The sequence below is a fragment of the Lysinibacillus sp. fkY74-1 genome (assembly GCF_053165895.1).
Genome location: NZ_CP170173.1, coordinates 2,324,910 through 2,346,587 on the forward strand (window position 1 = coordinate 2,324,910; position 21,678 = coordinate 2,346,587).

The window sequence follows — 21,678 nt, forward strand, 5'->3', positions numbered from 1 at the left end:
TTAAAAATTTACTTTCTCTGAGGCAAATAATGCTAATCGTAGATCCAATGAAATATCAGGCGATTCGATAGACTGACCTAAAATCTCTTCACATTTTTTAATACGATATTTTACTGTATTCCGATGAATAAATATATCTTCAGAGGTCTTTGTCAGATCACAATGATTCGCCAAATAGATTTTCAATGTATGCTTTAGTTCTTTTTCTTTCGTCGATTTTGGATAGGCTAATGAACCTAGTGTATACGTGATAAACGGTTTTAATTTATTGGCTGGAATGAGTTGTAACAATTCTTCTACACTTTTAGATTTATAGAGTTCAATAAATTCCACTTTACTACTTTCAGACTTATGATCAAAAGCTTCATTCGCTTCAAAATAAGAGAGTGGTAACTGTGAGAATTCAGTCACTTCATTACCAATACCGAATGACAGTGTACTATTAAAAAGTTTATGATACTCTTTTTGGATATATTTGCAGTAATCTAAATAATATTGATGTTTAGTTTGTAATAGGATCGTAAATCGATGATTACCTGGAGACCTATAAACACTGATAGAAGGATCAATGTCAGTAAATTTATGTGTTAGCCACTCAAAAGTCATTTGATAACGTTCATTCAAATAGATATTATTTTCCACATCCCTTTCTTGATCAATCGCACAAACGATTACTTGATAGAAATTGGATGGGTGAATATGGTGCTTTTTTAAAAACTCAGGGTGCTGTTTGACTGAAATAAGATTATCAGGATGCTCAGACATCAATGTTTCGAAAAATCGGTTGACATCTTGTTGTTCCGCTTCTTTGATTTTACTGTTTTTATAAATGGCGAGGCTGAGTGTATTGACGGCTTGTTCTATGGCAAGCAAACTAAATGGATAGGTGAGCGTATTAACATTTGAAACCATCAAATAATACGGGAAATATTTAAATGCTGGAACTTCAAATATAATATGCTCCTCTTGGAAAGATGCTTTATTATTAGGTGAAATTTGCTTGGAATTAACACATCTTTTGAAGTAACTAAGATTTTTTTGAATTTGCTCTGATTGTTCTTGGAAGTGATGGCTCATCGTTTTAATTTGATGAAAAGGATTTAAGAGCATCACAGGGACTCTAAGAAGTCTGCTCATTCGTTCAATCATCATTTCCAAGCTCAAACCTCTCATCAGCATGGTATTTAATTCTTGTTGGATATCTAATGCAAAATATAACTTTTCAGTTTCTTCATCCAAGATATAGGATGATATATGATGTGTAATGGATCCGAGATTCCAACTATCAGGGATTCTAATAATGGGGAATTTTAACTTGTTTGCAAATTCTATTACTTCATCATCAATTTTTTCTAAAAAACGCGATAATTTAACGCCTATGCCAGCAACTTGTATATCATTTAATTCTAGAATGAGATCCTTTAATCCGGATTGGTCGTGTTGATAACACATACCCGTAGTGACGATAAATGAATGAGGTGCTGTGAAATTTTTAATATCTGGTGTTTCCGTAATATCGACCATTTCTACTTCTCTATCTAAATCTCCCTCATCATTTAATAATGTTAAATCAGAAAATTGTTGGACAGACATGATTTCTTTTAATGTTGTCATAAGGATCATCTCCTTTATATTTGTTAGAAAAAGACCAAAATAATAAGAAATATATTTGTAAAACGCTACAAGGATAACCTATCACTCTGATTGTATACTATTTTTGAAGGTTAATATACGTATAATTCTTTATTTCGAAATAGTAAAGGAGGAATCTTACAATCGTACTTGTAATGACTTTTGCCAATCTTTCTGACTTCTCTGGGCTTAGCACTTCTCTAGGACCCGACCTGCCAAAACGGATGAATTCTTCCCATTTGTTAGTCCAGTATTAGGATGGATGGGTGTCTTTCTAACGGAATCGGTTGTAAATAATCATGCACTATTCGAAAGCTTACAGGCAGTTACTGGGAAGCAGATTGGCATCTCGCGTTTATGCTAATAGCAGCTAACACTGCTGGGGGAAGCAAAGCAAAAGTGATTTCTCCACATTCTATCCCGATTGCAGCAGCAGCCGTTCATCAAACCGGGGATGAGTCAGAAACCTTTCAATAGCCAATACGATATAACTGGCTTGCTCCTATTTGTAAGGTTCATGATTTATCCTTTAATCATTTTAATAGGGACTATACCACATAGATTTACTATGTGGTTTTTGTTTTTTAGTAAGGATAGAATGGATGATTTACTCCACTCATACCCCGTCTTAAAGCCTTTCCATAATCGATAGCAAAAAGCGTTCTTTTTTACTCCGACAGCTACTTGCTCCTTATCCATATCTATTTGTCTAAAGTGCATAAAAAGACTATCCATTATTGTTCATTGTGTCAATGAATGGTTATGGGGGAGGACCTATAATAAAAGTGTAGAAGGAAGGAGTGAAAGAGGTATGGATATTCAATCAACTTTTGAAATGTTAGATAAGAAATTTACAGGTTTTGGTGGCTTAGAACAAGGTGGAATTACACGCCTTTTATATTCTCAAGAATGGAATGATGCAGTTCGTGAACTGGAAAAAACATTCAAAGAAGAAGGATTAGAAGCAAGCTTTGACGATATCGGGAACTTAACTGGGCGTCTGGTTGGCAGTAAATATCCGGAAGAAACCATTTTAACAGGATCACATATCGACACAGTAGTTGAAGGCGGTCATCTAGATGGCCAATTCGGTATCTTAGCTGCACTAGTGGCTGTGAAATATTTAAAAGCTAAACACGGCCAACCACTACGCTCATTAGAAGTATTATCTCTTGCAGAAGAAGAAGGCAGTCGATTCCCTTACACATTTTGGGGTAGCAAAAACTTCTTTAACTTAGCTAAAAAATCGGATGTTGACACAATTGCAGATGCTGAGGGCATTAAGTTCGAAGACGCGATGCGTAAATCAGGCTTTGATTATCGTAAAAATACTGCCGTTCGTAATGACATCAAAGCATTTGTTGAAATTCATATTGAACAAGGCAAAGTGCTAGAGACGGAAAACAAAACAATCGGTGTTGTTAATGGCATCGTTGGTCAAAAACGCTTCACGATCAATTTAAAAGGTGAAGCAAACCACGCTGGTACTACGCCAATGTCATTACGTCGCGATACAGTTGTTGCCTATAGTGAAATTGTCTCAAATTTAACAAAACGTGCTAGAGAAATTGGGGAACCACTTGTATTAACGTTTGGTCATATCACACTTGTACCAAACACAGTAAATGTAGTTCCTGGTGAAATTACGTTCTCAGTAGACTGTCGTCATATTGATCAGCAAATATTAAATGATTTTGCAGTAGAAATCGAAGACAAAATTAAATTAGTCGCTGAAGCAAATAGCATGACTTATGACATTAATTTATGGATGGATGAAGCACCAACATTGATGGACAAAAAAATTGTTCAAATCATTGAGCAAGCAGCAAAGAACAATGTAGGGAATCAATATAAAGTGATGCCATCTGGTGCAGGACATGATTCACAAATCTTTGCACAATATGTTCCAACGGCAATGTTATTTGTACCTTCTATTGGTGGAATTAGTCACAACATTAGTGAAGAAACGAAGATAGAAGACCTTGTTAAAGGTATTGAAGTATTAAGTGATGTACTTTATGAACTAGCATACAAAGAATAAAAATAATGAAAAAGGAGCCAGATACTTATGGGTTACTTAAATCAAGTTCAAGGATACAGAGAAGGTTTATTAGAAACACGTTCTGTCATTAAAAAAGACAATTATGCGGTAATCACACCAGATGGCCTAGTTAATAATGTTGTACCTGGCTTCAAAGATTGTGACGTCACAATTTTAGGGTCCCCTCGTTTAGGTGCAAGATTTGTAGATTACTTAGTAACAGTAAAAAACCAAGGTGGAAACAAAGCTGGCTTCGCTGGTGATGGTATTCAATCTTTTGTATACGTTGTTTATGGCAAAATCAATGCTTTTGCAGATGGTAAAAAATACGAATTAACTGAAGGTGGGTATTTATATGTGCCTCCACACTTACAGTTAACTTTTGAAAATAATAATAACGGTGAAGATAGCCGTTTATTCTTATACAAAAAACGTTATCAACCTCTTAAAGGACAACCTCTTAAAGGGTTTACGCCAGAAGTCGTTACAGGTAATGTGCACGACATCGAACAAGAGGCATATGAAGGTATGAAAGAAGTATTAATTCAAGACTTATTACCAAAAGAAATTGGCTATGATATGAACATTCATATTCTTTCATTCAAACCAGGTGCTTCACATGGTTACATTGAAACACACGTTCAAGAACACGGCGCTTATGTTTTAAGCGGGCGAGGCATGTACAACTTAGACAATGAATGGATGCCGGTTGATAAAGGTGATTATATCTTTATGGGCGCTTATGTACCACAAGCAACCTATGCAATTGGTTTAGATGAACCATTCTCATACATTTATTCTAAAGATGCAAATAGAGATATTGATTTATAAAAAGGGAGTCTATTATCTCCGATAGTGAACCAAAGATAAACTAGGCATCTTAGTTACAAAAAAATTTCTAAAATAAAATTCTGATTATTCAGAATGTGAAACAAAATATTAATTAAATGAGGAGTAAACAAGATGCGTGTATCTAAAGAAGAACTATTTAATTTAATGAAGCAAAAGTTTATAAAAGCTGGATTAAATGAAGGAGCGGCACATGATGTTGCAGACGTATTAACATACGCTGATCATAGAGGTATTCATTCACATGGTGCTGTACGTGTTGAATACTATTCTGAACGAATTGCAAAAGGCGGGATTACAAACAATCCCAACTACACATTTGAACAAACAGGACCAGCATCTGCGATCTTTAATGGGGATAATGGTCCAGGTCACCAAATAGCAAAACAAGCGATGGAAAAAGCGATTGAAATGGCTAAAAAATCAGGTGTTGCCGTTGTTGGTATGAAAAATATCTCACATAGTGGTGCTTTAGGTTACTTTGTTGAAATGGCAGCAGAACAAGATATGGTTGCTCTAAGTATGTGTCAATCAGATCCAATGGTCGTACCGTTTGGCGGAACTGAACCTTATTTTGGGACAAACCCAATTGCTTATAGTGCACCATCTGCTGATGACCGCATCATTACATTTGATATGGCGACTACTGTCCAAGCATGGGGCAAAATCTTAGATGCAAGAAGTAAAAATGCATCGATTCCAGACACATGGGCTGTGGATGCTACTGGTGCACCTACAACGAATGCAAGAGATGTTCATGCACTCCTACCAATTGCAGGTCCAAAAGGATACGGCTTGATGATGATGGTAGATATTTTATCAGGTAGTCTTCTAGGAGTCCCACATGGTATACATGTATCTTCTATGTATCAAGACTTAACTAAAGGACGCGATTTAGGTCAAATTCATATCGTCATTAACCCTGCCTATTTCACAGATTTGGATGCTTTCAAGCTACAAATTACAACTATGCTCAATGAATTAAAAGCACAGCCTGCGGCAGAGGGCTATGGAGAAATTTATTATCCAGGTGAACGCGGTATATTAAGAAGTAAGGAATATGATAAGGAAGGTATTGAAATCGTAGACGACATTTACAACTATCTTGTGTCAGACGACGTTCATTACGATCGTTATCATGGAAAAAATAGATTTGCAGAATAATAAAATTGGAGGTTCATCATGTTATACACAATTATAAAAGAAAACACTTATAAAGACTCCATCGTGTTAATGCTTTTATCCAACAAGCTGTCTGCAATTGATGGTGTAAACAAAGTATCGATCATGATGGGAACACCAGCGAATAAGGACATTTTTAAATCTTCTGGCTTAGGCACGGATGAATTAGAAAAAGCAAAGCCAAATGATATCGTCATCGTTGTAGATACAGAGCAGGAAGAAAAAGTAGACGAAGTGAAAGAAGAAGTAGAAATCGCTTTAAAAGGTGATTCAGATTCACAAAATACGTCTAAAGGTCAAGAAGCTCATAACTGGAAACGTGCAATGGAGCTTGCGAACAATCCAAATTTAGCGTTAATTTCAATTCCTGGTCAATATGCCGCAATGGAAGCGGAAAACGCATTGAACGAAGGTTTACATGTGTTCATGTTTAGTGACAATGTTTCGAAAGAAGACGAAGTGAAACTAAAACAAAAAGCGCATGAAAAAGGGTTATTAGTGATGGGTCCAGACTGTGGTACTGCCCTTATTCACGGTGTCCCTATTGCTTTTACAAATAACGTCAACGAAGGCGATATCGGTATTGTTGGGGCATCAGGTACAGGGATTCAAGAAGTCACTACAATTATTGACCGTTATGGTAAAGGTGTTACAAATGCTCTTGGAACAGGTGGACGTGATTTATCGACGGAGGTTGGTGCTATCACGATGTTAGATAGCATCAAAGCGTTAAATCAAGATCCAAAAGTAAAAGTCATTACAGTGATCTCCAAACCACCTGCAGAGGAAGTACAACGCAAAGTATTAAACTTATTAAGAAATATTGATAAACCAGTGGTTACGCTATTTTTAGGTGACAAACCTTCCTATCAAGAAGAGAACATCTATCATGCTTATACACTTGAAGAAGCAGCAGTTATAGCTGTCCAATTATCAAATGGTGATAAACCGAATTTTGAACCGACAACAGCTGATGTTAACGTTGTATTAAAAGAATCACAAGTTGGTATTAAAGGTTATTATTCAGGTGGTACATTAGCATCTGAAGCGGCTATGCTAGTGAGAGATGCTTTTAAAGATACAATGACTGAAGAGAAAAGCGAAAGCTATGTTTTAAAAACAAACACTCATGAAATCATTGATTTAGGTGATGATGTTTATACAAAAGGTAAACCACATCCGATGATTGACCCTGAAAAACGTATCGAAATGCTTGAAAAATCTATGAATGACCCTGATACTGCAGTCATTATGATTGATAACGTAATCGGTAACGGTGGTCATGAAGATATGGCTAGTGAGCTAGCACCAACCATCAAACGTATTTTGGATAATGCACGTCAAGAAGGTCGTCAGCTTGCAGTGCTTGCAACGGTTGTAGGTACAGCACAGGATATTCAAGGTTACGATAAACAAATTGCCATTTTAAAAGAGAGTGGTGCAATTATTTGTAAAACCAATGATCAAATGGTCCGCACAGCTATCCAACTTGTAGGTGGTAAAGTGGAACAACCAATTACTGATGTACAAAAATTTGACTATACAGAAGAAAGCTTAGTAGTGGATGAGAAAATCATGTCCTTCATCAATATGAAACCTAGCGTTATCAATATTGGGCTAAAAAGCTTTACGGAAGCTGTTCAAAACAGTGGCTCAGAGTGTGTTCAATTTAACTGGCGCCCAATTGCTGGTGGCGATGAGAAGTTAATGAAAGTACTTCAATTCTTAAACTATTATGAAGGAGGCACAATCTAATGGGATACAAAACAATAAATGAAGCGAACGAAGCCGTTATCCAAAAGATCATAGCAGCAGCACCATTTTTAACGGATGTTGTACCTGCTAAATCTGTGATTCCTGAATTAGAAGAGTACGTGTTATTACATGCTGGACCTCCAATTAAATATGAAAACATGACAGACCCAATGCAAGGTTCCTGTGTTGGCGCCATCCTTTTTGAAGGATGGGCAGAAGACGAAAAGAATGCACGTGAATTACTTGAAAACGATAAAATCAAATTCATTCCATGTCATCATGTGAATGCGGTTGGACCAATGGGTGGTATTACTTCACCTAACATGCCAGTCCTTGTTGTTATTAACAAGGAGAGTGGTAACGAAGCGTATTGTCAAATGAACGAAGGGATTGGCGCAGTATTACGTTTCGGCGCTTATAATGAGCAAGTCATTAATCGTTTACACTGGATGAAAGATGTATTAGGTCCCGTATTAAGTAAAGCCTTAAAAAGAATTGATGGAGGCTTGAACGTCAACGTATTGATTGCTAAAGCTATTGCTATGGGAGATGAGTTCCACCAGCGAAATATTGCAGCTTCACTTGCATTTTTAAAAGAACTATCTCCAGTAATTGCTTCATTAGATGACGTTGAAAAAGATCAACGTACAGAAGTAATCCAATTCTTAGCTGACACAGACCAATTTTTCTTAAATATTGCTATGGCGACTGGAAAAGCGATGATGGATGCAGCACGGACAATCGAACACGGTACAGTTGTTACCGCAATGTGCCGAAACGGTGAAAACTTTGGTATTCGTATTGCCGGTATGGGAGACGAATGGTTTACTGGTCCTGTTAATACCCCGCAAGGATTATATTTCACTGGTTACTCAGCAGAAGATGCCAACACAGATATCGGTGATTCAGCGATTACAGAAACAATTGGTGTCGGAGGTATGGCGATGATTGCAGCACCTGCCGTAACACGCTTTGTTGGTTCGGGTGGATTTAATGATGCGCTTGAAACAAGTAATCAAATGACTGAAATCTGTATTAGCGAAAATCCAAACTTTGTCATCCCAACTTGGGACTTTAAAGGCGCATGCTTAGGTATTGATGCACGGAAAGTTGTTGAAACAGGGATCACACCAGTTATCAACACTGGTATTGCCCATAAAATTGCGGGGTACGGACAAATTGGTGCCGGTACAGTACATCCGCCAATCGAATGTTTTGAGAAAGCTATCACAGCATATGCTGAAAAGCTAGGATTTAAAGGATGATTTTACAAGCAAGTGCGGTTGGTTCAATCGCACTTCAATTATTGAATGAAGGAAAAACCTTTACCGTGCACAGTATGTTTGAAAAAGGTTTAAATATGGTTGATCAAGATGGAGAATTGATATTTGTTGGTACCGATGAAAATGGGACATTTCCGTTCGGGATCTTGCTTGATCCTCAAACGAGACAAACAGTAAAAACCAATATTAAGGTAGGCGATACATTAATATTTCGGAATAATCGTCTTTTTCATAACCGCTTCGAAATGGTGTTTAATATAAAAATACTACCGTTATATATGGATTTTGAACATGCAAATATAAATAAATTGAAAGAAAATTTTAAATACATTTCATTTACATCCTATGAATCATCAGATTTTGAACGAGCACGTGTATTATCCTTAATTAATCAATTACAAGATCCAACCCAAAATCTTGACGAGACATTCCGTTACTTTATTGGGCGTGGACAAGGTTTAACACCAACTGGTGATGATATACTAGTCGGCATATTGTACGGACATTTTATTAAAAATTTTATCGAACCTAAACATCTAGAAACACTAAAAGCTCTAATCAAGGAACCTTTAACAACCATTGTCAGTAAGCGTTTCTTAACCTGTGCTATAGACGGTGTATTTAGTTCGAAGATTACAGCATTGCAACATGATCCATCTTTAGAAAGCATGAACAGGCTTATAAAAGTAGGATCATCATCTGGAATGGATACGTTATATGGCATTTACTTGTCATTAACTAAGGAGTGAAAGAAATGGGGAAAAGTGTAGTTATTGCTTTAGGTGGTAATGCTATTTTACAGCCGAAACAAGAAGCAACTTATGATAATCAATTCAAAAATGTAGTGTCGGCAACAGGCCATATGGTAGAAATTCGAGAAGCGGGTCATAACATCGTCATTACACATGGTAATGGTCCGCAAGTGGGGAATATCATTGCCCAAAATGAAGCTGCGAAAAATGTAGTCGAACCACTACCAATTCATGTCTGCAACGCAGAATCACAAGGTTTCATTGGTTATATGATGGAAACAGCTTTAAAAAACCATATGAAAGAACGTGGCATAGCTACAAATGTAGTGACATTGCTAACGATGGTTGAAGTCGACAAGGATGATCAAGCTTTTAAAAATCCGACTAAACCAATCGGTGTATTTTTTTCAGAAGAAGAAGCGCATCGTTTAGAAGAACAAGGCTTTACTATGGCAGAAGATGCTGGGCGAGGATATAGACGAGTTGTCCCTTCACCAGAACCAAAAGTGATTCATGGTATCGATGAAATTAAACGTTTACTTGATGAAACGATTGTTATTTCATCTGGTGGTGGCGGTATACCTGTATATCGTGAAGACAGTGGTCAATTACATGGTATTGAAGCAGTCATTGACAAAGACCGTTCAGGATTAAAGCTAGCACAACAAGTGAATGCAGAAGTTTTCATGATGCTAACAGATGTACCAAATGTCTATATTAATTTCGGTAAAGAAAATGAGCAAAAGCTAAGCCACATTACTGTAGCAGAAGCTGAACAGTATGTTAAAGAAGGACAATTCCCGGCAGGCAGTATGTTACCAAAAATGCAAGCAGCTATAGAATTCGCAAAATTAGGGAAAGAGTCAATCATTTGTTCAATCGATCAAGCAGTAGCTGCATTAGATGGAAAAGCAGGTACACGTATTACAAAATAAGTTTAAAGAATGGTTCAATAACCATTATCCATTAAGTTTGCAACGTCATGAAGTGAGGAATCACGGACTATAGACGTTGCAAACTTTTTTTCATTTGTGGAATTAGTGTGAAAAAGGAGTTTGAGACATTAACTGTTTAGAAAGAGGCTTAAGTAGTACAGGTACATTTTATGTCCATTACTCTAATATCTTTGCTGCCATTGAAGTGGAGGACCTGTCTTACTAAATTTTTATTAATTATTGGTTTAGTTGGTAGCCAGGAGCCATTTTTCCCCTTTCGTACTCGTCAATAACAGGAGGAAGGTAAATTCCGGAGTATCATCACATACTTTTAGGTAGTGCTGGAAAACGAGAAGGCGAAACAAGTAGTTGATTTTGTTGAGGAAAAGATGAGGAAATTATGGCTGTTATATAGATTTTAGAATAAGACTTTAAGAGATATAGTAAATCAGTAATTTTTCGCACATTCCTTTATAAAACGAAATGCTTTTAACAGAGTTAAACTTTGAGGTCTTATTTATATACCGAAAAAATTAACTTTTCTTAAGCTATCGTTATTTAACGATTAATCATTATTGATGAGATGGACTAGGAGTAACAACTTTCACAGAACATCTATTGTACTGTTGATTTTTGATTAAACAAAATGATTGAATCTTTTCTCCAATTTACCCCTGAATATTCTTACTTTTGTTTGGGTAATATATTTTTGAACATTAAACGTGATTATATAACTTTCAATTCTTTTTTGATTTAAAAGTAGGAGTGACGGACAAGTCCAGTTTGTTTTACTTGGTGGAGGTCTTAGAAATAAAATGGCCATTTGAAAATTTTAAAAAAGTTTTGGTAAGTAAAAATCTCGAAGCGCCAGGTACAATTTAAATTTCAGGAGGAAAAAATGATGACAAAAGATTTCTACACTACACTTAAAGAAAGACGTTCTTACTACGGAATTAGTAAAGAGGTAAAAATATCGGATGAAAGAATTAAAGAAATTGTAGAATTTGCTGTGAAATATACTCCGTCAGCATTTAATTCCCAAACAGCTCGTATTGTTGTATTATCTGGTGACGCACATAATAAATTATGGGACATCACTACTGAAACATTAAGAAAAGTAGTAGGCGATCAAGATTTTTCAGGAACTCAACAAAAAATGGATTCCTTTAAGGCAGGTTATGGCACAGTATTATTCTTTGAAGATCAGGCTGTAGTTAGATCGCTTCAGGAGCAATTTGCACCCTATGCTGAGAACTTTCCAATTTGGTCAAATCAAGCATCAGGTATGCATCAATTGGTCGTATGGGCAGGTTTGGAAGCAGAAGGATTAGGAGCTTCTTTACAACATTATAATCCACTAATTGATGATGAAGTGAAAAAAGAATGGAATATACCTGAAAATTGGAAACTTATTGCACAAATGCCCTTTGGTAACCCAACGGTAACACCAGGTGAAAAAGATTTCCGACCGCTTGAAGAGCGAATGAAATTTATCAAATAATAAATTACAATATACCCCAAATGTTTCAAACCCTTACCGTCATTCATGGTAAGGGCTATGTTGTGAAAACGAGTATGGTAAAATTACAACATCTACAATCAAATATATAAACGAATGGGAGAGCCTGTTTAGGGTTCTCCTTTTTAAGAATCTGGTGTTAAAAAAGAGCGAAAGTCCCCCTGTAGGTATCTGTTGGAAAGGGGAGCTTTAAAGTTCTTAATCCTTGATATAGCCGGCGGGATACTTTGCGGAAATGAAACGATATGTATACATCAACTAATCAGGTTCCATTTTTTATTTTCTCCATATAATTAATTGGAGAAGGCGAGGATGTTAAAATGTTGGAGAGTGAAAGATTAGTTTAGTTAATTAGACAGAAGATGATATTAGTAAATAATCCTATATGGTAAGGCACATAGTAAATGGAGAAGTTCGTGATAAAGAACAAATTCATAAATTAGCATCAAAGTAAAAACGGTCCTCCACAGATAAGTTTGTGGAGGACCGCCTTTTTATTATAAACAAAGTCACCATTTATAGTCGGTTACATGTGATTCATTTAACCGTCTTGAAATAAAAACTAAACGAAGTAATTTAGCGTACTACGCTTGACGCAATGATTTCATTATTAAGCTTACAATGAACACTAGTATAATGGCTCCAATGAGAGCAGGGAAGATGTAGAAATCAGAAATTTTAGGACCCCAACTTCCTAGAAGCATCCCACCAATCCAAGCACCGATAATCCCTGCAATAATATTACCAATAATGCCACCAGGAATATCTTTTCCTAAAATTATTCCTGCAAGCCAACCGATAATCCCGCCGATTATTAAAAACCAAATAAAACTCATACTATCCATCTCCTATTTTGTATTTTAAGTATTTCGCTACAGTGTTATATAACCCTTATGAACACCTTTCAAACTATAAGGAGAAAAAAATTAAAATTGGTCTTATGTTTAAAGAAGAACTTATGTTCAACAATCGGGCGCAATTGTTGAACAACATAGATATTGCTTAATAAGACTCTCTTTTGGTGAACTTATTTTCAGAAGAGAGTCTTTTCATTTATCATGGAATATGGATTTATGAGATTTTCTAATCAAACTTTCTCCTAAAGCCACAAATTATTCTGGTGGATATTAATACGTTTTTAGGAGAGTGTGATATTTTTTACCTCAGGCCCATAAGATATTTCATTGGTCATTCGTTCCTTCTCTAGTGACGAGGGGGTACAACCAGTTTCTGCAAGTGTAATTGCTACGGAACACCTGAATGCAGAAATTCCCAGAGAGTTAACAGAAGTGACATCTATCCACTTTAGGTGTTGTTTTGCATTTTACATATAAAAAAGCTATCCAAGGGGGATAGCTTTTTTATATGTAATTCCGAGAAGTCTAAAGCTTCCTCCTTTAATCTTAATCATACTGGTAATTGCCTCGTAATCAGAAAAATTTTCAAGCTTTATAGAAATGCCTAACAGTGAGACAGGTAGTTAGTTCCTTGAATTAGTTGTGGTAAGAGATGTACGAATCCAATCGCCTCTGCAGATGTATACTCTATTCCTGCCACACGCTCATAGGGTCCCATGGCTTAATTCGATTGCCATATTTCTCGGATAAAAAAGCTTTCATGTCTTCCAGTTTTGTAGGAACCTCGTTCCAATTTGGAAGAGATGGCAACCCGCGTTTGCTTTTTAAGAGAATATCTACCGTAACATATAAACGTTCTGGCTGAATCCAATGAAGGAAGCGAGAAATATCGATTTCCTTAGTTAGGGACAAGGAATCAATCTCGTCATTGTAATGCTTGTTGAACTCGCTTATCACGTTCAAGAGGTAGTCTCTCTGTTCCTTCACGAAATCCAGGCCGCATATGGCGCCATGCCCTGGAACAACGATTTCAGGTTGAATGTCATCAATAATGCGATCAAGTACTTTAATCCAGTTGAGGGTTCCTTCTTCACTGTATGCCGTACAACCGTTAAACACGACATCGCCGGCGAACAGCACTTTTTCTTTTGGCATCCACAACAGCAAGTCACTGTCAGAGTGGGCCGGAGCTACATTGTAAATCATAACTTCAGTATCGCCAAGCCGTATGTTAATATCGTCCTTTAACTCTATATTCGGGTGCACCCATTCTACGCCCTCCAGGTCGAATCCTTCAAATTCCGCTGCAAAAAACTGCTCTCCCTGAGTCGATTCTGGAGAATGTTTCCCTCTTTTGATGACGCTATCCATCCAGGCTATATTTTCAGAAAGACGCTCCCTGGCCGCTTCCTTGTGCATAATAATGCAGGCTTCTTCAAACACTTTGTTCCCCCAAGTATGGTCGCTGTTATAGTGCGAGTTCACCACGTAGGCGGGAGAGCCGCCATTGCTTACTTCCTTAAAAGCCTCTCGCATTTCTTGCGCATGGAACAGATCAAAGAACGTGTCATACACCAGACCTTCGCCTTTGTTGATAAACCCAGCATTGGCCCAACTGATACCACGATACGGCGAAATACCGGCAAAGACGCCATCTGCGACTTCAAAAAATTTAACCCGAGGTTTTTGGATAATACTTTTATACTGCATAACAATTCCCCTTTACATATATGTTTATTGAGGTTAGTCACCCTATATCTTTATTATAGAGAATGGAAAACAAAAAGCAAGCGAGCACTTGCGTGCATTCATTCTATTATGTAATATGATAATAACTGAACAACACCACACTACATGGATGGAGGCGCTACAAACATGAAACTGGTAACCTTTCAAATCGAAACTTCGAAAGGAGATTTTTTGGACTTGTCATTAATGAGAAATTTGTCGTGTCTTTTGCCGCAATTATGAAAAAGCAAGGGACATTCGTTGACAGTCTGAAAAGTATGGACAGCTATCCACAACATTTGCTACTGCCGCTAAGGAGCTCATGCAATACGCTGTTAGACAGCCGCATCAATTCAATGAAAATGAAATCTGTCCAATTACAGGGGTAAAACTGCTGCCGCCGATTCCGAACCCGGCTGCACTTATTGATTTCGGGATGACGCCAAGACATCTGAGAAATGCTGGCGTAAATCTGCTGAAAAGAGAACACACATGAGCGAAAAGAGAGGAGTTTAAATAAACGTTTACGAAGATGATGAACCCCGACCCTATTGTCTATGTATAACTTGTTGTATAATGGGTTTAACATATGCAAAAGGAGTAATACAATGCATACTTCAGACAGAATCATTGAGGCCGCGACACGGCTCATAAAAAAGAATGGCTATCGGGGAGTAAGCACTAAAGCCATCGCAGCGGAAGCTACAGTCAATGAATCTACAATTTTCCGGCACTTTGGAAGCAAGCAAGGCATACTGGAAGCCATCATTGAAAGGCATTCGGATATCCCACAATTTGAGAAGCTGTTAATGGAGGAAGCGACCGATAATCCGGAAGTTGATCTGCTGAATGTAAGCCAGCAGTACCGCTTGTTTTTCCATAAAAATAAGGATATTATTTTGATTGGCATCCGCGAAAAAGGCATATTTCCTGAATTAGACAGAGTGCTGGCAGAACCACCAGTGAAGCTGCACTCTTTGCTCGTTGAATATTTTGAACGACTGCAGAAGAAAAAAATCATAGCCAGTCATGATGCGCGTCTTGCCGCCATGTCTTTTCTCTCGACGTGCTACGGCTTTCAGATGAGCGAGCTGATTCACCAGCAATATCAGTCTCACTTCGTCACCGAGGAAGAGTTCTACAAGTACATTGTCTCATCGTTCGTTAAAGCAATATTGTCTTAGTCATAAAAAGGCTGTAGCCGTTTATACGAAATCTTATTGGTATGCTTCACTTGATGAAATAAAAGAAAGTATATTCCAAAGTGTAATTAATAAAATTCAATAGATATCAAATTTTAATTATCTAGTGTATTAAAGAATTTTCTGAAGTCGAAATAAAATTACATTATAAAAACATGAGACAAATAATAACATCTTTGGTTGAAATACAGGGTAATGCATCTTATCAATTCAACGTCTATAGGTAGTTGCATTGTAGAAATAAGTTAATGTATTAAGGAACAATAAAGTCATAAAAATTATTAAAGAAAGCTGCTGTCTGTATTTAACAGTCGGCAGCTTTTTCAAAATCTGTTTTTTGAAGAAATTAAGGCGACAGTCACCAATAATAAATCTATTAAATAAAACTCCACAACAAGCTTCCCCCAAAAAAATGAAATTATTAGCAGTAAAATCAATTAAAGTATAGCTTTTTTAATCAATTTTTTTATTAAACTAACAAAAATACTTGCAATACGCATTGTAGTACTGTACAGTACTAATTATGACAAAGGTAAAATTAATGAATCAAAAACGTGTGATTGAAGTCGCTGCAACATTATTTTTAGAAAAAGGGTTTGCTTATACTAGCATGGATGAATTAGTTCGTGTAAGCAAAGTTTCAAAGTCTAATGTGTATTATCACTTTTCTAATAAGGAAGAATTGTTGGAAGGGGTCGTGGATTATTGGATTGAAATGTATCAATCTGCAATTGATGACTTACTATCTCAAAACCAATTATTAGTTGAAGATCGTATCCAACTGTTTTTAAAGCAATTATCACAAGGAGTTCAGACGAGGGAATATAAGGGGAGCTGTCCGTTTATTACGCTCTATATTCAAAGTCCAACAAATGCCACTAAAGTAAAAGAGAAAATAGGTCTTTTTTTTCAAGGATTACAAACGAAAGTTTCTCTATTACTTAAACAAGGGGTAGAGAATGGTGAATTTAGAAAGACAATTAATATTGACGAGGTTGCATCTCTTTTTATTACAAATCTTGAAGGAGCGCTATTTATTTCAGAAACACTGGAGGATGCAACTGTAATTATGAAAACAGCAGATCATTTTTTTAACTTGCTTCGATAAAAGAAGCATTTTTTTTACACCAAATTAGTACTGATTAGTACTACAAGGAGGATTTTTATGAAAACAGTATTTTTAACGGGTGGAACAGGTTTTATAGGAAAGCAATTAGTGAAGGAATTAGCCAAAGAGCATGTTAAAATTCTTCTATTAGTGAGATCGAAAAGTAAAGCAACACGCATTTATCAAGAAAGAGGCATCTTAAAAGAGGCAGTTATGCACTTTATTGAAGGTGATTTGACAAAAATAGACTTAGGTCTAAGTGCTGAAGATAAGGAGTTGGTATTGAAAACGGATGTAATTATTCACGCAGGAGGCCCCATGGATATTCAATCGACAAGCAAAGAGGCATCTTCCGTCTTTTTAAATGGCGCCAAACATATTAGTGAATTCGCTAAAAGTATTCATCAATTGAAGGGCTTGCAGCAATTTATTCATGTTGTAGGCTATATGAGTCCCTTTGATGATAAAAATAGCAAGATTGCAATTGATGTGTTTAAAGAAGGAAACAATTATTTAAAAATAAAAAATCCATATGAGAAAACAAAATTTTTAGCAGATCTTTATATCCGTCAGCAGGCCTCAGCAGTAGGTTACCCGCTGTCTGTCATTAATCCGCCAACTGTGGTCGGTAGTAGTAAAACAGGGAGTACAGAGCAGATAGCAGGATTAGGTTTGCTTGTGACAAGTATGCGAAGAGGGCTCATGCCAGTGATTCCTGGTGGTAAGGGATATAGGTTGCCACTGATTTCAAACGATGAGTTTGCGAAGTTTATTGTGCAGGTTTTCAAATTGGAGCAGCCGGCTATTCAAACATATACACTTGTTGAAGACAAAGAGAACGATCCGAACATTGCTGAATTATTAAGTGTTATGTCGGAAAGTATGAATATGAGGGCACCAAAAATCTCTGTTCCCATGCCGCTTATGAAAACAATAATGAATAGTGGCGTAAGCAAAATAACCCAAATTCCTGCTGATGGGCTGAACTTTATTACAAATCGAACATTTTCAAATGGTTCAGCGAAAAAGATTATGGGAGAAGATTGGTTTAAGGAGACAAATGTAATGAAATTTTTCCCAGCCGTAGTAGCTGATCTGGATTATCGATTGATGTATCAAAATGGTGAGCATCATCATTTATTTGAGCGAACATTATGTGACAACAATACCCTTTACCAATTACAAGGAGAGGGTAAACCATTTATTTTATTACATGGTTTATTAAGTGATGGAGAGGATTTATTTCCTTTAGGGAAAGAGCTTCATGAAAAAACGGGTCGACCTGTATGGATTATGGACCTTCCAGGTTTGGGACGTTCTCCTTTTAAACGAGAGAAAAATCTTTTAAATATCTATTTGAATGTATTGAGAAAGTTATTGGAGAAAGCTACTAGTGGTGCCCATCTAATTGGCCATTCGTTTGGTGCGTATATTCTGCTGAAAGCATTAGAACAAAAGTACATAGATAAGAAGTATACAATTACTTTACTTCAGCCACCTGTTGCTAAAAAAAATGCTAAATCGATAAATGTTCCTCAATTTATGAACAAATGGACATTGAAATTGGCAACTACTAATTTGATAGAGCGTTATTTATTAAGTAATGGTTTATTTGAAAGTACGGAGAGCATCCCTGAACATTATATTGAGAAACTAAGTAACAGTTTTACTTCTCCTAGAATTTTAAATACTACGGTTCAGCTTAATAGTTTACTATTGAAAAACGTTCAAGGTGATTTCAATGAAGTAACAAAGGTTAATCTTCACATTATTTGGGGGGATTATGACAGAGGCTATTCGGCTCCTTCACATCTTGGTAAGATTGATTTTGTTCCATATGGTCATCATTTTCCTCTTAACCATCCAAGTGAAACGGCTAATCTGATAATAAAATAGGAATACTAGTAGATGAACGAGTGGGATTAATGAAATAAAGTCGTCCTGTTGAAAACTAATGTTTAGTATCCTTTACAGGTAGAAGTGAAAATTGCTGATAGAATACAGTCGAAAAAGTATACACCTAACCAGTTGTCGGAATTTATTTGACGACTGGTTATTTAGTATTGTTCTGCAGAAGAATTGTACTTTTTCTTTTTGGGGGATTTTATAGTGTATGAAATCTGTCATTTATCAGTGTATATTTTGGAAAAATCTGATAAAATAATGTTCATGAGAAGGAGGCGGTATATTATGAAAATCGCGAACAAATTTAACGGGGTGCATCTTTTTTAAGGGATGAGCGTATAAATCATCTTTAAACACTGAAGGGAAATTAGTGATTATTAGAGACTATGAGTTAATGATAAGACTGGTTGGGTAAGATGCCGAACACTTGCGTTTTTACGATAATTGGTACTAATCAATAGATTAATTAATGGAAAAATATTCAATAGAAAAAATTTAATACATATAGGAGGGTCGCTCATGGATAAAAATGAATTAATATCACTATTCCACAAAGAACTTCGACAAGAGGCTCACGTACAAGGTTACATAAGAGAGGAAACAGAGCATGTCGTGCGCCACATTTCACAGTTTGGTGAAAAAGGGTTCATTATCTCATCTAATGTAACCGAAGGCAATGTAAGAGAAATTATTAAGAACGAGTTAAACTATTTTAGTAACTTTGAGCAGGATTTTGAGTGGAAAGTGTATAGCTACGACAAGCCTGATAGTTTAAAAGATATTCTTAAACAAGAAGGATTCACAATAGAGGATCCTGAAGCACTAATGGTCCTGAAGTTAGATAATCAGCATCCCTTGCTTATTCATGACCAACACATCGACATTAAGGAAATAACGGATGAACAAGGTATTCAAGACATTATTGTTCTAGAAGATACCATCTGGAATGCATCGCACGCTGAGCTGGGAGAAAGACTTTGGAGAGATAAACAGAATAATCCTGACTCCCTATACCTTTATGGAATTTATGAAGATGGTCTGCTTATAAGTGCTGCTTGGATGTACTTAGAGAAAAACTCCTCCTTTGCTAGCTTATGGGGAGGTTCAACGCTACCGTTGTCCCGAGGAAAAGGTTATTATACAGCACTTTTAGCTACTCGAGCAAAAAAGGCTTATGAAAATGGGCATCCTTTCCTTACTGTTGACGCCAGTCCAATGAGTAGACCTATCCTAGAAAAGTGTGGTTTTCTATGTCTTGCATACTCTTATGGCTGCCAATCACCTTCTACTAAGTAGTAGAGCCAAATAGAAGCCCATGTTTTATTCCGTTAAAGGGCGCTATTATTGAACAACATAGCTGGAAAATAATCAAACTTTTAAGGATTGAGGGATATTTTTAATCAATCTTTATTCCAAAACTACAGTAATATCGATAAAAGGATAAACAAATCCTAATTCCGATGGATTGTTTAACGGAGTTGAAAAAAGAAATTTTCAAATATTGTCACGATAAAGACGGGCGCAGAACTTACACGCTTATAAATTATGCTACGTTCGTGGAGCTTGCTGGAGAAATCAAATAGATAGCTAATCAACAGCTTGTTGATATGAAAAGAAATCACTAAAATGGTTTCTTTTTTCTATAGCGAGATAATCCTTATGCTTCTTCACTAAACATGAAGATAAAAAACCAAATGGCTTTCATAATCCTGATTATTGACATTTATCCAAATAAATTATTGCGTTTTTTTCATTGTTTCGCCCTTTCATAACATCTATAATAACTCTGTAAATGATAATCATTTTCAATTAAGGGTAAATCGGAAAGGGGTAACAAATATGAAGCAGTATATAGAAAAACGAATTATGCTATGGGGGAGTTTCCTCCTGTTGCTATTGGTATTGGTGGCATGTAGTTCTATTAGCAACACATCTGATGCGCAGGAAAAGGAAAACGAGAAAACAGCTCAATCTGATGTGCAAACAGAGAAAAGTGAGACAACTGTTCCATATACAACGATTACAGGTGAACAGATTGAAATACCTGCAGATCCAAAACGAGTCGTTTATATTGGTCAGACAGTTGGTGATTTCTTGGCGATGGATATTCCGGTTGTTGGTAATAATCTTCCCAAAGATTCTCCAAGTTACTATGAAGGCAAACTTGAAGGAATCGTGGATATTGGAAACCCTGCTGACTTAGAGACGATTCTGACTTTAAAACCTGATCTTATTATTAATGGCTATTACAAGGCGGATCCAAATCTTAACGAAGAATTGTCAAAAATTGCTACTACGATTCCTTTTAACCCTGCTCTTCCTTATACAGAACGAGTAAAAGAGATGGGGAATATCCTAGGTAAGCAGGAAGAAGTAGCTCAATTGCTTGCTACGTATGAAACAAAATCTAAAGAAATGTTTGACAAGTTTCATTTAACAGAAAGAGAGACCGCAACAGTTTTCTATCAGCTAGGTAAGACGCTTTATGTTATGGGGGATCGTAGCCTAGGTGCTATTATTTATGGAAAAAATGGCTTTGCCGTCCCATCAGCAGTACAAAAAAATATTATTGATGTAGAAGGGGTATCTTTCCTTGAGGTTTCCGAAGAGGTGCTTCCTGAGTTTGCTGGTGATCATTTGTTTGTAATTGTACAAGAGGATAGTGAAAGTGAAGCAGAAGCTGATCGGCTGCTACAAAGCCCGATATGGGGAACTTTGCCTGCGGTCAAAAAGGGAACAGTTTATGTTGTTCCTAATGAATGGAATACAGATAATTTATTAGCTTTGGAGCAATTATTCCAAAAGCTACCAGAGTGGATACGCAAACAGTAAAAATTGTATCCGTCCCATCAATTTTTAAACGGCTAGTATGCTAAATAGCACATATTCGAACAATAGTTGATAGTGGGTCATTCTATGTTACAATAACG

General features: G+C 36.5%; 16 protein-coding genes and 1 pseudogene. 14 read left to right on the top strand and 3 right to left on the bottom strand.

All coding sequences use genetic code 11. The annotated features are described in order from the left end of the window. Window positions 1-1,614, bottom strand: coding sequence for a PucR family transcriptional regulator (locus ACE1MS_RS11275; RefSeq protein ID WP_012294509.1), 1,614 nt, complete (start codon window positions 1,612-1,614; stop codon window positions 1-3). A 155-nt stretch (window positions 1,615-1,769) separates the two neighbouring features. On the opposite strand from ACE1MS_RS11275, the pseudogene ACE1MS_RS11280 reads away from it, so the two are divergent. The 9 genes and pseudogenes from ACE1MS_RS11280 to ACE1MS_RS11320 form a co-directional block, all read left to right on the top strand. Next, a pseudogene (locus tag ACE1MS_RS11280) lies at window positions 1,770-2,106 on the top strand (L-lactate permease); the annotation flags it as partial. A gap of 337 nt (window positions 2,107-2,443) precedes the next feature. Continuing rightward, window positions 2,444-3,673, top strand: coding sequence for an allantoate deiminase (gene allC / locus ACE1MS_RS11285; protein WP_447402297.1), 1,230 nt, complete (start codon window positions 2,444-2,446; stop codon window positions 3,671-3,673). A gap of 27 nt (window positions 3,674-3,700) precedes the next feature. Further along, window positions 3,701-4,504: a (S)-ureidoglycine aminohydrolase gene (gene allE / locus ACE1MS_RS11290; protein ID WP_012294512.1), complete on the top strand. Its 804-nt coding sequence runs from the start codon at window positions 3,701-3,703 to the stop codon at window positions 4,502-4,504. 132 nt (window positions 4,505-4,636) lie between these two features. After that, window positions 4,637-5,686 carry an ureidoglycolate dehydrogenase gene (gene allD / locus ACE1MS_RS11295; protein ID WP_012294513.1) on the top strand — a complete coding sequence of 350 codons (1,050 nt, stop codon included), beginning with the start codon at window positions 4,637-4,639 and terminating at the stop codon, window positions 5,684-5,686. Between the two features lie 18 nt (window positions 5,687-5,704). Beyond that, the gene (locus ACE1MS_RS11300; RefSeq protein ID WP_447402298.1) at window positions 5,705-7,459 is read left to right on the top strand and encodes an acyl-CoA synthetase FdrA; all 1,755 of its coding nucleotides are present in this window, start codon (window positions 5,705-5,707) and stop codon (window positions 7,457-7,459) included. Continuing rightward, entirely contained in the window at window positions 7,459-8,724 is a 1,266-nt protein-coding gene (locus tag ACE1MS_RS11305; protein WP_012294515.1) for a YlbE family protein, read from the top strand. Before ACE1MS_RS11300 ends, ACE1MS_RS11305 begins: the two co-directional genes overlap by 1 nt. Beyond that, the gene (locus ACE1MS_RS11310; protein WP_012294516.1) at window positions 8,721-9,491 is read left to right on the top strand and encodes a DUF2877 domain-containing protein; all 771 of its coding nucleotides are present in this window, start codon (window positions 8,721-8,723) and stop codon (window positions 9,489-9,491) included. The genes ACE1MS_RS11305 and ACE1MS_RS11310 overlap by 4 nt, the downstream gene beginning before the upstream one ends. 5 nt (window positions 9,492-9,496) lie before the next feature. Beyond that, on the top strand, window positions 9,497-10,429 hold the full coding sequence (gene arcC, locus ACE1MS_RS11315) for a carbamate kinase (protein WP_036161696.1): 933 nt from the start codon (window positions 9,497-9,499) through the stop codon (window positions 10,427-10,429). A 901-nt stretch (window positions 10,430-11,330) separates the two neighbouring features. Further along, window positions 11,331-11,930, top strand: a complete 600-nt coding sequence (locus ACE1MS_RS11320) for a nitroreductase family protein (RefSeq protein WP_325881808.1) — start codon at window positions 11,331-11,333, stop codon at window positions 11,928-11,930. A 602-nt stretch (window positions 11,931-12,532) separates the two neighbouring features. Here the strand turns inward: ACE1MS_RS11320 and ACE1MS_RS11325 are convergent. Beyond that, window positions 12,533-12,784 carry a GlsB/YeaQ/YmgE family stress response membrane protein gene (locus ACE1MS_RS11325; RefSeq protein WP_036161700.1) on the bottom strand — a complete coding sequence of 84 codons (252 nt, stop codon included), beginning with the start codon at window positions 12,782-12,784 and terminating at the stop codon, window positions 12,533-12,535. Window positions 12,785-13,492: 708 nt separating this feature from the next. Continuing rightward, window positions 13,493-14,515, bottom strand: coding sequence for an MBL fold metallo-hydrolase (locus ACE1MS_RS11330; protein ID WP_036168332.1), 1,023 nt, complete (start codon window positions 14,513-14,515; stop codon window positions 13,493-13,495). 626 nt (window positions 14,516-15,141) lie between these two features. Between ACE1MS_RS11330 and ACE1MS_RS11335 the strand changes: the two genes are divergently transcribed. From ACE1MS_RS11335 to ACE1MS_RS11355, 5 genes are all read left to right on the top strand, one after another. Beyond that, window positions 15,142-15,717 carry a TetR/AcrR family transcriptional regulator gene (locus tag ACE1MS_RS11335; protein WP_031415937.1) on the top strand — a complete coding sequence of 192 codons (576 nt, stop codon included), beginning with the start codon at window positions 15,142-15,144 and terminating at the stop codon, window positions 15,715-15,717. 559 nt (window positions 15,718-16,276) lie between these two features. Beyond that, entirely contained in the window at window positions 16,277-16,843 is a 567-nt protein-coding gene (locus ACE1MS_RS11340) for a TetR/AcrR family transcriptional regulator (protein ID WP_036161706.1), read from the top strand. A gap of 57 nt (window positions 16,844-16,900) precedes the next feature. Then, on the top strand, window positions 16,901-18,739 hold the full coding sequence (locus tag ACE1MS_RS11345; RefSeq protein WP_099805842.1) for an alpha/beta fold hydrolase: 1,839 nt from the start codon (window positions 16,901-16,903) through the stop codon (window positions 18,737-18,739). A gap of 528 nt (window positions 18,740-19,267) precedes the next feature. After that, window positions 19,268-20,044: a GNAT family N-acetyltransferase gene (locus ACE1MS_RS11350; RefSeq protein ID WP_036216268.1), complete on the top strand. Its 777-nt coding sequence runs from the start codon at window positions 19,268-19,270 to the stop codon at window positions 20,042-20,044. 543 nt (window positions 20,045-20,587) lie between these two features. Continuing rightward, window positions 20,588-21,580 carry an ABC transporter substrate-binding protein gene (locus ACE1MS_RS11355; protein ID WP_447402299.1) on the top strand — a complete coding sequence of 331 codons (993 nt, stop codon included), beginning with the start codon at window positions 20,588-20,590 and terminating at the stop codon, window positions 21,578-21,580. Window positions 21,581-21,678: the final 98 nt, after the last annotated feature.

What these genes read in the sequence shown, in the direction of transcription:
- ACE1MS_RS11320 (WP_325881808.1), top strand. Translation starts at nt 11,331, where the DNA reads ATGACAAAAGATTTCTACACTACACTTAAAGAAAGACGTTCTTACTAC.
- ACE1MS_RS11335 (WP_031415937.1), top strand. Translation starts at nt 15,142, where the DNA reads ATGCATACTTCAGACAGAATCATTGAGGCCGCGACACGGCTCATAAAA.
- arcC (WP_036161696.1), top strand. Translation starts at nt 9,497, where the DNA reads ATGGGGAAAAGTGTAGTTATTGCTTTAGGTGGTAATGCTATTTTACAG.
- ACE1MS_RS11345 (WP_099805842.1), top strand. Translation starts at nt 16,901, where the DNA reads ATGAAAACAGTATTTTTAACGGGTGGAACAGGTTTTATAGGAAAGCAA.
- ACE1MS_RS11310 (WP_012294516.1), top strand. Translation starts at nt 8,721, where the DNA reads ATGATTTTACAAGCAAGTGCGGTTGGTTCAATCGCACTTCAATTATTG.
- allC (WP_447402297.1), top strand. Translation starts at nt 2,444, where the DNA reads ATGGATATTCAATCAACTTTTGAAATGTTAGATAAGAAATTTACAGGT.
- ACE1MS_RS11275 (WP_012294509.1), bottom strand. Translation starts at nt 1,614, where the DNA reads ATGACAACATTAAAAGAAATCATGTCTGTCCAACAATTTTCTGATTTA.
- ACE1MS_RS11305 (WP_012294515.1), top strand. Translation starts at nt 7,459, where the DNA reads ATGGGATACAAAACAATAAATGAAGCGAACGAAGCCGTTATCCAAAAG.
- ACE1MS_RS11330 (WP_036168332.1), bottom strand. Translation starts at nt 14,515, where the DNA reads ATGCAGTATAAAAGTATTATCCAAAAACCTCGGGTTAAATTTTTTGAA.
- ACE1MS_RS11300 (WP_447402298.1), top strand. Translation starts at nt 5,705, where the DNA reads ATGTTATACACAATTATAAAAGAAAACACTTATAAAGACTCCATCGTG.
- ACE1MS_RS11325 (WP_036161700.1), bottom strand. Translation starts at nt 12,784, where the DNA reads ATGAGTTTTATTTGGTTTTTAATAATCGGCGGGATTATCGGTTGGCTT.
- ACE1MS_RS11340 (WP_036161706.1), top strand. Translation starts at nt 16,277, where the DNA reads ATGAATCAAAAACGTGTGATTGAAGTCGCTGCAACATTATTTTTAGAA.
- allE (WP_012294512.1), top strand. Translation starts at nt 3,701, where the DNA reads ATGGGTTACTTAAATCAAGTTCAAGGATACAGAGAAGGTTTATTAGAA.
- ACE1MS_RS11350 (WP_036216268.1), top strand. Translation starts at nt 19,268, where the DNA reads ATGGATAAAAATGAATTAATATCACTATTCCACAAAGAACTTCGACAA.
- ACE1MS_RS11355 (WP_447402299.1), top strand. Translation starts at nt 20,588, where the DNA reads ATGAAGCAGTATATAGAAAAACGAATTATGCTATGGGGGAGTTTCCTC.
- allD (WP_012294513.1), top strand. Translation starts at nt 4,637, where the DNA reads ATGCGTGTATCTAAAGAAGAACTATTTAATTTAATGAAGCAAAAGTTT.